The sequence below is a fragment of the Bradyrhizobium sp. CCBAU 53415 genome (assembly GCF_028128735.1).
GTDB lineage: Bacteria > Pseudomonadota > Alphaproteobacteria > Rhizobiales > Xanthobacteraceae > Bradyrhizobium.
In genome coordinates this window covers 708,164-721,395 of sequence record NZ_LBJF01000001.1, presented here as the reverse complement: position 1 = coordinate 721,395, position 13,232 = coordinate 708,164, and the positions used below count along the sequence as shown (strand labels likewise).

General features: G+C 63.5%; 11 protein-coding genes and 1 pseudogene. 10 read left to right on the top strand and 2 right to left on the bottom strand.

Annotated features, from left to right (window positions below; all coding sequences use genetic code 11):
• Positions 1-132 precede the first annotated feature (132 nt).
• Entirely contained in the window at positions 133-525 is a 393-nt protein-coding gene (locus XH87_RS03255; RefSeq protein WP_271586143.1) for an EF-hand domain-containing protein, read from the bottom strand.
• 341 nt (positions 526-866) lie between these two features.
• On the opposite strand from XH87_RS03255, the gene XH87_RS03250 reads away from it, so the two are divergent.
• From XH87_RS03250 to XH87_RS03235, 4 genes and pseudogenes are all read left to right on the top strand, one after another.
• Complete coding sequence (locus XH87_RS03250; RefSeq protein WP_271586142.1) at positions 867-2,531, top strand: methanol/ethanol family PQQ-dependent dehydrogenase; 1,665 nt, start codon at positions 867-869, stop codon at positions 2,529-2,531.
• Between the two features lie 10 nt (positions 2,532-2,541).
• On the top strand, positions 2,542-2,898 hold the full coding sequence (locus XH87_RS03245; RefSeq protein WP_035705261.1) for a c-type cytochrome: 357 nt from the start codon (positions 2,542-2,544) through the stop codon (positions 2,896-2,898).
• Positions 2,895-3,824 (top strand): transporter substrate-binding domain-containing protein, encoded by a 930-nt coding sequence (locus XH87_RS03240; RefSeq protein WP_271586141.1) that lies wholly within the window; start codon positions 2,895-2,897, stop codon positions 3,822-3,824. Before XH87_RS03245 ends, XH87_RS03240 begins: the two co-directional genes overlap by 4 nt.
• Positions 3,825-3,849: 25 nt before the next feature.
• Positions 3,850-3,978: pseudogene (locus tag XH87_RS03235) on the top strand (tripartite tricarboxylate transporter substrate binding protein); the annotation flags it as partial.
• A gap of 138 nt (positions 3,979-4,116) precedes the next feature.
• Here the strand turns inward: XH87_RS03235 and XH87_RS03230 are convergent.
• A complete protein-coding gene (locus XH87_RS03230; RefSeq protein ID WP_035705265.1) occupies positions 4,117-5,085 on the bottom strand; it encodes a helix-turn-helix domain-containing protein in 969 nt (322 codons plus the stop codon).
• Positions 5,086-5,598: 513 nt separating this feature from the next.
• Here XH87_RS03230 and xoxF5 point away from each other — a divergent pair.
• The 6 genes from xoxF5 (at position 5,599) to XH87_RS03200 (ending at position 13,166) form a co-directional block, all read left to right on the top strand.
• Entirely contained in the window at positions 5,599-7,404 is a 1,806-nt protein-coding gene (xoxF5, locus tag XH87_RS03225) for a lanthanide-dependent methanol dehydrogenase XoxF5 (protein ID WP_271586580.1), read from the top strand.
• Between the two features lie 110 nt (positions 7,405-7,514).
• Positions 7,515-8,003, top strand: coding sequence for a c-type cytochrome, methanol metabolism-related (locus XH87_RS03220; protein WP_035705268.1), 489 nt, complete (start codon positions 7,515-7,517; stop codon positions 8,001-8,003).
• Positions 8,004-8,066: 63 nt separating this feature from the next.
• Positions 8,067-9,176 carry an S-(hydroxymethyl)glutathione dehydrogenase/class III alcohol dehydrogenase gene (locus XH87_RS03215; RefSeq protein WP_158669201.1) on the top strand — a complete coding sequence of 370 codons (1,110 nt, stop codon included), beginning with the start codon at positions 8,067-8,069 and terminating at the stop codon, positions 9,174-9,176.
• A 32-nt stretch (positions 9,177-9,208) separates the two neighbouring features.
• The gene (gene gfa, locus XH87_RS03210) at positions 9,209-9,772 is read left to right on the top strand and encodes an S-(hydroxymethyl)glutathione synthase (protein ID WP_035705272.1); all 564 of its coding nucleotides are present in this window, start codon (positions 9,209-9,211) and stop codon (positions 9,770-9,772) included.
• A 627-nt stretch (positions 9,773-10,399) separates the two neighbouring features.
• The gene (locus tag XH87_RS03205; RefSeq protein WP_008144235.1) at positions 10,400-10,852 is read left to right on the top strand and encodes a (2Fe-2S)-binding protein; all 453 of its coding nucleotides are present in this window, start codon (positions 10,400-10,402) and stop codon (positions 10,850-10,852) included.
• Position 10,853: 1 nt separating this feature from the next.
• Positions 10,854-13,166, top strand: a complete 2,313-nt coding sequence (locus XH87_RS03200; protein WP_271586140.1) for a xanthine dehydrogenase family protein molybdopterin-binding subunit — start codon at positions 10,854-10,856, stop codon at positions 13,164-13,166.
• Positions 13,167-13,232: the final 66 nt, after the last annotated feature.

Below are 13,232 nucleotides of genomic sequence, written 5' to 3'. Positions count from 1 at the left end.
CTCGGAGGAAGCCGCGGTTTCGCCCACCAGGACGATTTATCGTGCTGGTGGGCGGATGTTGCGCGGGCCCCGAGCGTCAGGCCGGAATCATCGCAAACGCTGCCCTCGGCATGTCCGTTCCGATTGCGGCGCTCACCGCAACAATCGCAGCAGCGAGCGGCCGGCGCGCGAATTCAGCTCCTTCGCATCCAGCGTTCCATCCCTGTCGGGATTCGCAGCGTTGAAGCGCTGCTCGACCACGGACAGATATTCGTCGAGCGTAAGTGTCCCGTCGCGGTCGGGATCTGCGGCGGCGAGCTCCTTTGCCGTCAACCGCCCACGCAATTCGCGTGCATCAAGCGTGCCGTCGTGATCGGGATCGAGCTTTGTGAACAATGCGGCGGCCGCCTTCTTCACCTCGGCAAGATCGAGCGTGCCGTCATTGTCGGTGTCGAACAACTTGACCGCGTTGCCGGAGGCCGACCACGTCGGACCGGCTGACAATGCAATCGTAAGCGCAAGAGCAATTGAACGACGCGAAATCATCTGGACCTCCCTGACGAAGAGCCCCGATCGGTGGGGACAGGAACGACATAAATCCACAAGCGAGCCTCGGTTCAAGTCTGGACCTGCAACTTGCGCGGGCCACAACCCGGGACAACCCGGCCATGCGCCCCGCGACCTGCGCCCGAGACTGCTTCGTGCCGCGGAATTTTATCAGCGTCTCCGCACAAGTAGGAGTTGCTTGCGTCAGGTTTCCGTCGGGTGACCGGCACCGCGTCCAACCATATCGGCACGACGCTCACGACTTTCGTATTGACGTGTTTTGCTTTCAGGCCGAGTGTTGCAGTCGCAGCGTCAAAAGGCGCGCATATTGGGAGGAACGGATGAAACGCTTTGCGATGGCCGCGAGCCTCGTCATGCTTGCGTCAACCTGTGCAAATGCACAAACCACCGATCAGCTGGTCAAGGGCGCGACCGACACGTCGAACGTTCTCAATTACGGAATGGGCTACAATCTCCAGCGCTTCTCGACGCTGAACCAGATCAACAAGGACACCGTCAAGAACCTCGTCCCGGTCTGGAACTACTCCTTCAACGACGATCGAAGCGAGGAATCGCAGCCGCTGGTGTACCAGGGCGTGATCTACGTGACCTCGCACAACGCGACCATGGCGGTCGACGCCAAGACCGGCAAGCAGATCTGGAAGACCAAGGTCGAATATCCCGCCGAGACGCCGCGCATCGTCTGCTGCGGCATCATCAATCGCGGCGCCGCGCTGTATGACGGCAAGGTATTCCGCACCACCCTCGACGCGAACGTGATCGCGCTCGATGCCAAGAACGGCAAGGAGCTGTGGCGGCAGAAAGCGGCCGACATCAAGGAAGGCTATTCGATGACGGTGGCGCCGCTGGTCGCGGACGGCGTCGTCATCACCGGCATCTCCGGCGCCGAATTCGGCACCCGCGGCTTCATCGACGGCTGGGATCCGGCGACGGGCAAGCATCTGTGGCGCACCCACTCGATCCCCTCGCCGGACGAGCCCGGCGGCGACACCTGGAAAGGCGACACCTGGAAGCTCGGCGGCGGCTCGACCTGGATCACGGGCTCTTACGACCCCGAGCTGAACACGGTCTATTGGGGTATCGGCAATCCCGGGCCGTTCAATTCGGCGGTCCGCCCCGGCGACAACCTCTACACTTGCTCCGTGCTGGCGATGGATCCCAAGACCGGCAAGATCAAGTGGCACTATCAGTTCTCGCCGAACAATCCGTTCGACTACGACGCCGTGGCCGAGATGGTCCTCGCCGACATGACGATCGAGGGCAAGCCGACCAAGGTGCTGATGGACGCCAACCGCAACGGCTTCTTCTACGTGCTCGACCGCACCAACGGAAAGCTGCTGGCGGCGAATCCTTACGTGAAGGTCAATTGGGCGACCGGCATCGACATGAAGACCGGACGTCCGATCGAGACCGACGTCGCGAAGGATGCGCGCGAGGGCAAGAAGGTGACGGTCTACCCGTCGATCCTCGGCGGCAAGAACTGGGAGCCGATGTCGTTCAATCCGCAGACCGGATTGGCCTACGCCAACACGCTCAACTTCGGCGGCAAGTACAAGGCCGAGCCCGTCACCTTCAAGCAGGGTGAGTGGTATCTCGGCATGGACCTGACCGACCCCTGGGAGTTCGGCGATGGCCCGCGCGGTCACCTCAAGGCCATCGACCCCATGACCGGCAAGTCGAAGTGGGAAGCGCCGAGCGACATTCCGCGCTTCTCGGGCGTGCTGTCGACGGCCGGCGGCGTCGTGTTCTCGGGCGCACTGACCGGCGAGTTCGAGGCCTTCGACGCCGACACCGGCAAGAAGCTCTGGCAGTTCCAGACCGGGTCGGGCATCGAGGGACAGCCGGTGACCTGGCAGCAGGATGGCGTGCAGTACGTCGCGGTGACGAGCGGCTATGGCGGCGTCTACTCGTTGTTCTCCGGCGACGAGCGGCTTGCCAAGGTGCCGCCCGGCGGCTCGCTGTGGGTCTTTGCGGTCAAGCAATAGCCACGGCACGATGCTGAGAGAAGTATTGCACAGGACGGTGGCGACGATCGCCACCGTCGCGGTGCTGACGGTCGCGCTTGCGGCGACCGTTCGCGCCGCGGATGACGCAACCGGAAATCCCCTGCAGGCGCAGATCGACCACGGCAAGTCGACCTATGCCGAGAAATGCTCACACTGCCATGGCCCCAACCTGATGAACTCCGGCACCATCACGCCGGACCTGCGCGTCTTCCCGGACGACAGGACGCGCTTCGTCACCACGGTCAAGAACGGCAAGAACAACAGGATGCCGCCCTGGGGCGACATCCTCAGCGACGACCAGATTGGGGATCTCTGGGCCTTCATCTCCAGCCGGAGGAAGCCATGAGGGGCCGGCACATTGCGTGGAGCGTTGCGGCCTTTCTCTCCACGATGGCGTCGGTCGCTCTTGCGGCCGACGATCCCCTGAAGATCTGTCTCGACGAGGACCGGCCGCCGCTCTCGATGCACCACCGCGGCAAGCCGGATGCCGGCTTCGACGTGCTGCTGGCAAAGGCGATGGCGGAGCGGCTCGGACGGCCGCTGGCGATCCAGTGGTTCGAGAGCAGGCTGGACGAGGATTCGAGCCCGCAGCTCGAGGCCAACGCGCTGCTCTCGGATGGGCGCTGCTCGCTCGTCGGCGGCTACGCACTGACGCAGGATTCGCTCGTCGTGCCCGGGATGAAGACGGCGCGCTTGCCGGATTTCGCCGGGGCCACGCGTGACGATCGGCGGCGCCGCGTCCCGCTGGGCGTGCTCGCGCCGAGCCGGCCTTACGTCTATTCGCCGATGACGGTGGTGCTCGGGCCGAAGGCCCGCGGCCGCAAGATCGGCGACATCGGCGATCTCGCCGGCCTTCGTCTCGTCATCGAAAGCGGGTCGCTCGGCGACGCCATCCTGATGACCTTCGACAAGGGCCGACTGATCGACAGCATCACTCATCTCGTCCCCGGCCGCGACGATCTCCTGGGCGGGCTCCAGCGTGGCGACCATGACGCGACGCTGATCGATCTTGCGCGCTTCGACGCCCATCGCGCCGCGCACCCCGACACGTCGATTACAGCCTCCGGCTACTATTATCCGATCGGCGCCAATCGCGGCTATGTCGGGCTCGCCAGCGATGGCGCGCTGATCGAGACCGTCAACAAGGCGCTGGGCCAGCTTGCCGCCGAAGGCAAGATCGCCGAATTCGGCAGGCAGGCCGGCCTAACCTATCTGCCGCCACGCGAGCCCGCGATCCTGGGCGACGTCTGGACGAAAATCATTCAGCGGTGACGCCAATCTGTCTCGCCTGGCGGCCATGAAGGAGGTTCTCGCCACCTTCGTGCTCGAACCGGCAATTGGCTTCAAGGAAACCAATGCGCTGTACCAGCGTGAGCTGCCGATCCGGATCGAGAGCGCACGGTCGCTCGGCCTCGAGCCGGCCTGAACGTTAGGACAATTGTCATCGCGCTCAAGGTTGCGGTTTGAGCATGATCTCCGCGCAAACGCGTTCCGCGTTTGTCGCGAGGGAAAACCGCTGCGCGCCTTTCCGGATGATGCTTTGGGGGCATTCGCTCGAAAACGTCTAGTGCTCGTTCGAACTCGCCGTGCCCTGCTGCGCCTTGTGGATCGAGGACGGCACCACGCCGAAATATTTCCGGAACACCCGGCTGAAATGCGATGAGCTGGAGAAACCCCAGGAGAACGCGACGTCGGTGATGGTCTTGCCGGCGTGGGCCTCGAGCTCCTGGCGGCAGTTCTGCAACCGCGCCTGCCAGATGTAGTCGCTCACCGTCGTGCCGCGCTCCGAGAACAACATGTGAAGATATCGTTTGGAGCAGCCGAGCTCGGCCGAGATCTGGTCGATGCACAGATCCGGATCGCGCAAGTGCTCGCGGATGAAGAACTGCGCGCGCACATACATCGCTTCGGGCCCGACACGATCGAACATCGTATCGGCCTCCCGCAGCGGCAACAGCAACAGATCAATCAGCGAATCGGCGACGCCGACCGCGCTGTTGGCCGACAGCTTTGCCGCCTCGTCGAAGGTCGCGTGGACGAAATCATGGGCGATACGCCCCGTACCTGTCTTCGACGACAGCTTGCAGGCGGGCATCCGCTGCGACGGGAATCCGCGATCGCGCAGCAGCGCCTTCGGCACGATCACCACGTCGTGACGCGTGAACGCGGGGCTGATGATCGAATGCGGGCAGGAGACGTCGTAGGCGATGATGTCGCCGGGGTTGATTTCGATGTGGCGGCCTTCTTGTTCGAAATAGGACACCCCGTAGGTCTGGAAGTGGATCTTGATGTAGGGGTGTTCGTTGGCCTTGGCTCGCGCCAGCGTGTGCGCGATGCGATGCTGGCTCACCTCGATCTGGCAGAGCTTCAGGCGCGAGACGCTGGTGTAGTCGATGCGACCTTCGAGCGAGGACGCCTCCAGCGGATCGACGTCGAAATGCCCACACAGGCTCGTCAGCCCGTCGATCCAGCTCTGGATCTGCCGCTTCGGCGTCAATCCGGTCGTCGAGAGCGTGTGAATTGTGTCGGACATTAATCCAGCCACTGGTTTGATCGGGAGATTCGACGCGAATCGCGACCAGCGCTGCCGGAGCCCTCAGCCGTGATTGCGTGACGTTTACCTCGAAATCGAGCGATCTTGTGGAACAAGGCGCCATCGTTCCATTGCCACCCTTGGGTACAATCCTCCGCCTTAGTTGCACGGCCGTCAAGGGGAACCTGAGCGCTGAGCTTCCGCACGGCGCAGCGCCGAAGCCGCTGAATTCGCTACTGCAAAATCAAAATCTTTACCCTCGTGCGCTGTCGAGCAAACTGGCTTCTCTCTTGGGCAAGTTTCCCGTTGCCGAAGTCGTTAGGGATTGCGGCAGGAACAACAAGGACGGGCCGCTCCTGCACGTGGACCCGTGGCCCTCATCAGGAGGAGGAAACAGCACAGCATCGTTTCTGGTCCCAATCGTGACCGCCCTGCACGAGCAGACGCCGGAGAGAAGCCCGGTGAATCGGTAATGCTTCGGAAACAATAAACGAGACCAACGGAGGAATGACTATGCGCAAGGTGCTACTGGCGACCTTTCTCGGCTCCGCGGCGGCTCTCGCCGTCGGGGGCGCCTCAGCCAATGACGAGCTGATCAAGATGTCGCAGAACCCGAAAGACTGGGTTATGCCGACCGGCGACTATGCCAATACCCGCTATTCCAAGCTCAACCAGATCAACGCGCAGAACGTGGGCAAGCTCCAGGTTGCCTGGACCTTCTCGACCGGCGTGCTGCGCGGCCATGAAGGCGGCCCGCTGATCATCGGCAACATCATGTACGTCCACACGCCGTTCCCGAATAAGGTCTATGCCATTGACCTTTCGCAGGAGAACAAGATCGTCTGGAAGTACGAGCCGAAGCAGGATCCGAACGTCATCCCGGTGATGTGCTGCGACACGGTCAACCGTGGCCTCGCCTACGGCGATGGCAAGATCTTCCTGCATCAGGCCGACACGACCCTGGTCGCGCTCGATGCCAAGACCGGTCAGGTTGCATGGTCCGCCAAGAATGGCGATCCCAGCAAGGGCGAGACCGGCACGTCGGCGCCCATGGTCATCAAGGACAAGGTGCTGATCGGCATCTCCGGCGGCGAGTTCGGCGTCCAGGCTCATATGTCGGCCTACGACATCAAGACGGGCAAGCTGGCCTGGCGCGGATATTCGGAAGGGCCGGACAACCAGCTTCTGGTCGACGCCGAGAAGACCACCGCGCTCGGCAAGCCGATCGGCAAGGACTCCAGCCTCAAGACCTGGCAGGGTGATCAGTGGAAGATCGGCGGCGGCGCTACCTGGGGCTGGATCTCCTACGACCCAGAACTGAACCTCGTCTATTACGGATCGGGCAATCCCTCGACCTGGAATCCGAAGCAGCGTCCCGGCGACAACAAATGGTCGATGACGATCTGGGCGCGCAACCCGGACACCGGCGTCGCCAAGTGGGTCTATCAGATGACGCCCCACGACGAATGGGACTATGACGGCGTCAACGAGATGATCCTCTCGGATCAGTCGATCAACGGCCAGCCGCGCAAGCTGCTGACCCATTTCGACCGCAACGGTCTCGCCTACACCATGGACCGCGCCACCGGCGAACTGCTTGTTGCCGAGAAGTACGATCCGAAGGTGAACTGGACCTCCGGCGTCGACATGGACAAGAACTCGCCGACCTACGGCCGTCCGAAGGTGCTCGACGCAGCTTCGACCGACAAGGCGGGCGAGGACGTCAACGTGAAGGGCATCTGCCCGGCCGCGCTCGGCACCAAGGACGAGCAGCCGGCGGCCTACTCGCCGGACACGCAGCTGTTCTACGTTCCGACCAACCACGTCTGCATGGACTACGAGCCGTTCAAGGTGAGCTACACCGCGGGCCAGCCTTATGTGGGCGCGACGCTCTCGATGTATCCGCCCCCGGGTGAGAGCCACATGGGCAACTTCATCGCCTGGGACGGCAAGACCGGCAAGATCGTCTGGTCGAACAAGGAGCAGTTCTCGGTCTGGTCCGGTGCGCTCGCAACCGCCGGCGGCGTGGTGTTCTACGGCACGCTCGAAGGCTACCTGAAGGCGGTCGATGCCAAGTCCGGCAAGGAGCTCTACAAGTTCAAGACTCCCTCCGGCATCATCGGCAACGTCACCACCTATGAGAACGGCGGCAAGCAGTACGTCGCCGTGCTCTCCGGCGTTGGTGGCTGGGCCGGTATCGGTCTGGCGGCAGGTCTGACCGATCCGACGGCCGGCCTCGGCGCAGTCGGCGGCTACGCGGCCCTCAGCAACTACACGGCACTCGGCGGTACGCTGACCGTGTTCTCGCTGCCGAACTAGGCCTATCAGCATCGCTCCGGCGCGTGGATAACCTCCACGCGCCGGCTCGTCTCCCCCCGGGCTCCTCGAGGAAAAATCTCTTGCGTAAAATCCGCTCTCTCATCGCTGCGATGGTCTTGGTTGCGTCCGGAGGAATTGCTGTTGCGGACGGCTCGGGCGATCCGACTGCCGTCAAGCAGAACGACACTGGTGAATGGCTCGATAAGGAAGGAAACCCGACCTACAAGATCACCGAAGGATCCGTGGACTGGTACACCTATTCGGGATACCGCCGCTATCACTCGGACTGCCATGTCTGTCATGGCCCGGACGGAATGGGTTCGACCTACGCGCCGGCGCTGAAGGATTCGCTCAAGACGATGAGCTACGCCGATTTTCTGGGCGTCGTCGCCTCGGGCCGCAAGAATGTCTCAACTGCCGCAGAGAACGTGATGCCGGCCTTCGGCGACAACCCGAACGTCGCCTGCTACATGGACGATCTCTACGTCTATCTGCGGGCCCGCTCCAACGAGGCCTGGGGCCGCGCCCGACCGAGCAAGCACGAGGACAAGAACGCCGCCTACACCAAGAACGAAGACTCGTGCATGGGCAAGAAGTGAACGTTTGGAAGCCCACCGATACTTGGTCCTGGGCGTCCTTTCGAAAATCTGAGGAGTTTTACGATGAAGACACGTGCCGCGGTCGCCTTCGAGGCGAAGAAGCCGCTCGAGATCGTCGAGGTCGATCTGGAAGGTCCGAAGGCCGGTGAAGTCCTGGTCGAGATCAAGGCCACGGGCATCTGCCATACCGACGCCTACACGCTCGACGGCTTCGACAGCGAGGGAATTTTCCCGTCGATCCTCGGACATGAGGGGGCGGGCATCATCCGCGAGATCGGTCCGGGCGTGACCTCGGTGAAGCCGGGTGATCACGTCATCCCGCTCTACACGCCGGAATGCCGGCAGTGCAAAAGCTGCCTCAGCCAGAAGACCAATCTCTGCACCGCGATCCGCGCGACGCAGGGCAAGGGCGTAATGCCCGACGGTACCAGCCGTTTCTCCTACAAGGGCAAGCCGATCTACCACTACATGGGCTGCTCGACCTTCTCGAACTTCACCGTGCTGCCCGAGATCGCGGTTGCCAAGATCCGCGAGGACGCGCCGTTCGACAAGAGCTGCTACATCGGCTGCGGCGTCACCACAGGCGTCGGCGCCGTCGTCAACACCGCCAAGGTCGAGCCGGGCGCCAACGTGGTCGTGTTCGGCCTCGGTGGCATCGGCCTCAACGTGATCCAGGGCGCCAGGATGGCCGGCGCCGACAAGATCATCGGCGTCGACATCAACGATTCCAAGGAGGAGTGGGGCAAGCGGTTCGGCATGACCCACTTCGTCAACCCGAAGAAGGTCACCGGCGACATCGTCCAGCACCTCGTCGGCCTCACCGACGGCGGTGCGGACTACACGTTCGACTGCACCGGCAACACCACTGTGATGCGCCAGGCGCTGGAAGCCTGCCATCGCGGCTGGGGCACCTCGATCATCATCGGCGTCGCCGAAGCTGGCAAGGAGATTTCCACCCGCCCGTTCCAGCTCGTCACCGGGCGCAACTGGCGCGGTACCGCCTTCGGCGGCGCGCGCGGCCGCACCGACGTGCCGAAGATCGTCGACTGGTACATGAACGGAAAGATCCAGATCGATCCGATGATCACCCATGTGCTCAAGCTCGAGGAGATCAACAAAGGTTTTGACCTCATGCACGAGGGCAAATCCATCCGTTCCGTCGTCGTGTTCTAGCTCACAGCCATCACACCAAGGAGGATCGACCCATGACTGTTGCACTCCATCCATCGATCGACAACGGCATCAAGCAGGGCAGCGGCACCTTCGCCGGCGGCACGCTGGTCTGCAAATGCAAGGACCATCCGGTCAAGGTCGGCATCAAGGGCGACGTCGCACACAACCACGCCTGTGGCTGCACCAAGTGCTGGAAGCCGCAGGGCGCGACCTTCTCCGTCGTCGCCGTGGTACCGCGCCAGAACGTCACCGTGCTGGAGAACGGCGACAAGCTGCAGATCGTCGACCCCTCCGCGGTGATCCAGCGCCACGCCTGCAAGGCCTGCGGCACCCACATGTACGGCCGCATCGAGAACAAGAACCATCCGTTCTACGGCCTCGACTTCATCCATCCCGAATTGTTCCAGGAGCAGGGCTCGCAGGCGCCGCAATTCGCCGCCTTCGTCTCCTCGGTGATCGAATCGGGGGTGAAGCCGGAGCAGATGGCCGGCATCCGATCGCGGCTGAAGGAGATCGGGCTCGAGCCCTATGACTGCCTGTCGCCGGCACTGATGGACGCGATCGCGACCCATGTGGCGAAAGCCAAGGCCGCCTAGGAAGTCCCTGGCTGGGCCGCGAGCCTTAGGCCCAGACCTTCTTTCTTCGGCTCGCTGGCTGCCTATCGCCGCCGGCGAGCCGCACAGGTCCCGTTCCGGGACCCCCGCGGCGATGCCGCCGCTTCGGCACCGTAGTGAGGGCCACCAAATCCTCAGTCCTGGTCTTCTGAATGACTGCGCAGGGGCCGTCCGCTTCCTGCTTGAAGTTCGCGGCACTTGCGTTTCTCCCTCCCTCGACTGAGGCCTCCTGCTTCGTCCGTGCAGTCTTCCTGGCGGACGAAGCTTTTCTGTTTGGGCCCCTTTCGCGCAGCACGCGGCGCGATGCCGCGCCCTGCTTTTGACAAACCATCGATGCAATCTTTTCCCGGTGAGAACACTCGGCTGTGAATGCCGAGCCGGAGCGGTCTCTGCTACGATCGCGCCGTCACGATGCCGCACGAAACACAATCAATTAAGAACAAAACGGGAGGTATCGAGCACATCCAGACATCGCCATTGGCGTTCCTGCTCCCCTTCGGGATTTGCCCGTGCGGGATAACGGCGGGACCTGGCGAAACGACGCAACAACCGTCGCCGACCGGCGGCGGACTCTGAATTTGGCATGCTTATGAAGAGCGAGGGACGATCATGATCAAGGTGAAGATCAACGGCCAGGAACAGAGCTGGGACGGCGACCCGGATCTCCCGCTACTCTGGTTCCTGCGTGACGAGGCCGGGCTGACCGGCACCAAATACGGCTGCGGCCAGGCCCTGTGCGGTGCCTGCACCGTCATCGTCGACAAGGAAGCGGTTCGCGCCTGCATCACGTCGATCAACGACGTCGCCGGACGCGAGGTCACCACGATCGAGGGATTGCACCCCAACGGCGACCACCCGGTGCAGAAGGCCTGGCGCCAGGTCAACGTGCCCCAATGCGGCTTCTGCCAGGCCGGCCAGATCATGCAGGCGGCAGCCCTCCTGATGGACAACCCCAAGCCCTCGCACGACCAGATCCGCGAGGCGATGTCCGGCAACATATGCCGTTGCGGCTGCTACCAGCGCATCGAGAACGCCGTCCATCTCGCATCGACGGGAGTGTGACATGAATTTCATCGACAATCCCCGCAGGCTTCGCGGTTTCGAGAAGCAGATCAGGGTCGAGAAGGTTTCGCGCCGCAGCATCCTGAAGGGGCTCGGCGTCACCGGTGGCTTCGTGCTCGCCGCCCCCGTGATGTCGCGCCAGGCGCTCGCCTATGAGACCGGCGCCGGCAAGATGCCACACGGCGTCGTGGTCGATCCGCGCGTGTTCGTTTCGGTCGCGCCCGACGGCATCGTCACCATCATTGGGCACCGTTCGGAAATGGGCACCGGCGTGCGCACCAGCCTGCCGCTGATCGTGGCCGAGGAGATGGAAGCCGACTGGTCCAGGGTCAAGGTGCAGCAGGCCCATGGCGACGAGGTCAAGTTCGGCAACCAGGACACCGACGGCTCGCGCAGCACGCGGCACTATCTGATGCCGATGCGCCAGATCGGCGCCTCCGCCCGCGCCATGCTGGAGCAGGCCGCGGCCAAACGCTGGGGCGTACCGGCGACCGAGGTCAAGGCGGTCAACCACGAGGTCGTCCACAGTGCCAGCGGCCGCAAGCTGGGCTTCGGCGAGCTCGCAGCAGACGCGGCCAAGGAATCGGTGCCTGCTATCGAAGGCCTCAAGCTGAAGGATCCCAAGGACTTCCGCTATCTCGGCAAGGGCGAGGTCAGCATCGTCGATCTCCACGACATCACCACCGGCAAGGCGCGTTACGGCGCGGACGTCCGCTTGCCCAACATGAAGTATGCGGTGATCGCGCGCCCGCCGGTGACGGGCGGCAAGCTGGTCTCGTTCGATCCCGATGCGGCGCTGAAGGTCCCCGGCGTCGAGAAGGTCATGCAGGTGCGCGGCTGGCCGTGGCCGTCGAAGTTCCAGCCGCTCGGCGGCGTCGCCGTGATCGCGCGCAACACCGGCGCGGCGATCAAGGGCCGCGACGCACTGAAGCTGGTCTGGGACGACGGCCCCAACGGCAAATACGACTCTGTCGCCTATCGCAAAGAGCTGGAGGAAGCCTCGCGCAAGCCCGGCCTCGTCCTGCGCAAGGAGGGCGATGCGGACGCTGCCCTGAAGGGCGCCGACAAGGTGATCGTCGGCGAGTACTACATCCCGCATCTCGCCCATGTCGCCATGGAGCCGCCGGTGGCTGTGGCAGACGTCAAGGGCGACAAGGCGGAGATCTGGGCGCCAGTGCAGAGCCCTGGCGGCACCCGCGAGGACGTCGCCAAGACGCTGGGCATCCCCGAAGGCAACGTCACCGTCAACGTGACGCTGCTCGGCGGCGGGTTCGGCCGCAAGTCGAAATGTGACTTTGCGCTCGAGGCCGCCTTGCTGTCGAAGGAGCTCGGCGCACCGGTGAAGGTGCAGTGGACGCGGGAAGACGACGTTCACAACGGCTTCCTGCACACCGTCTCGGTCGAACGGATCGAAGCCGGCCTCGACAAGAGCGGCAAGGTGATCGCCTGGCGCCACCGCAGCGTGGCTCCCAGCATCGCCTCGACCTTTGCCGCCGGCACGGTGCATCAGGCACCGTTCGAGATCGGCATGGGTCTCGTCGATATGCCCTTCGAGATCGCAAACATCTCCTGTGAGAATCCGGAAGCAGCCGCGCATACCCGCATCGGCTGGTTCCGCTCGGTCTCGAACATCCCGCGCGCCTTCGCGGTGCAATCGATGGTCGGCGAGATCGCGCAGGCGACCGGCCGCGACCAGAAAGACATGTTGCTCGAACTGATCGGCTCGCCCCGTATCGTCAAGCCCAACGTGAAGGACCTCTGGAACTATGGCGAGCCCCAGGACAGCTACCCGATCGACACCGCGCGCCTGCGCAAGGTGGTCGAACTGGTCGCCGAGAAGGGCGAGTGGGGACGCAACGTGCCGAAGGGCCACGGTCTCGGCATCGCCGTGCACCGCAGCTTCGTCAGCTACATCGCGACCATCGTCGAGGTGGCCGTCGACGACAAGGGCAAGCTGACGGTGCCAAGGGTCGACACCGCAATCGACTGCGGCACCTACGTCAACCCCGAGCGCATCGCCTCGCAGATCGAAGGTGCGGCGATCATGGGGCTCAGTCTCGCCAAATACGGCGAGATCACCTTCAAGGACGGCAAGGTGCAGCAGAAGAATTTTGACGACTTCCAGGTCGTCAGGATCGACGAATCTCCCTTGGTGACCAACGTCTACATCGTGCCGCCCGGACCCGACACGCCGCCGAGCGGCGTCGGCGAGCCCGGTGTTCCCCCGTTCGCGCCAGCCCTGATCAATGCGATCTTCGCGGCGACGGGAAAACGCATCCGCTCGCTTCCGATCGGCAAGCAATTGGAGGCGTGAGACGGAACTGAAGCGTGAGGCGGAACACTGGGCGCCTCACGCGGTTTCCATCGATCTGACAGGAGC

Bases quoted from the DNA above. Each gene is read 5' to 3' on its own strand.
- XH87_RS03255 (WP_271586143.1), bottom strand. From the start codon at position 525: ATGATTTCGCGTCGTTCAATTGCTCTTGCGCTTACGATTGCATTGTCA.
- XH87_RS03250 (WP_271586142.1), top strand. From the start codon at position 867: ATGAAACGCTTTGCGATGGCCGCGAGCCTCGTCATGCTTGCGTCAACC.
- XH87_RS03245 (WP_035705261.1), top strand. From the start codon at position 2,542: ATGCTGAGAGAAGTATTGCACAGGACGGTGGCGACGATCGCCACCGTC.
- XH87_RS03240 (WP_271586141.1), top strand. From the start codon at position 2,895: ATGAGGGGCCGGCACATTGCGTGGAGCGTTGCGGCCTTTCTCTCCACG.
- XH87_RS03230 (WP_035705265.1), bottom strand. From the start codon at position 5,085: ATGTCCGACACAATTCACACGCTCTCGACGACCGGATTGACGCCGAAG.
- xoxF5 (WP_271586580.1), top strand. From the start codon at position 5,599: ATGCGCAAGGTGCTACTGGCGACCTTTCTCGGCTCCGCGGCGGCTCTC.
- XH87_RS03220 (WP_035705268.1), top strand. From the start codon at position 7,515: ATGGTCTTGGTTGCGTCCGGAGGAATTGCTGTTGCGGACGGCTCGGGC.
- XH87_RS03215 (WP_158669201.1), top strand. From the start codon at position 8,067: ATGAAGACACGTGCCGCGGTCGCCTTCGAGGCGAAGAAGCCGCTCGAG.
- gfa (WP_035705272.1), top strand. From the start codon at position 9,209: ATGACTGTTGCACTCCATCCATCGATCGACAACGGCATCAAGCAGGGC.
- XH87_RS03205 (WP_008144235.1), top strand. From the start codon at position 10,400: ATGATCAAGGTGAAGATCAACGGCCAGGAACAGAGCTGGGACGGCGAC.
- XH87_RS03200 (WP_271586140.1), top strand. From the start codon at position 10,854: ATGAATTTCATCGACAATCCCCGCAGGCTTCGCGGTTTCGAGAAGCAG.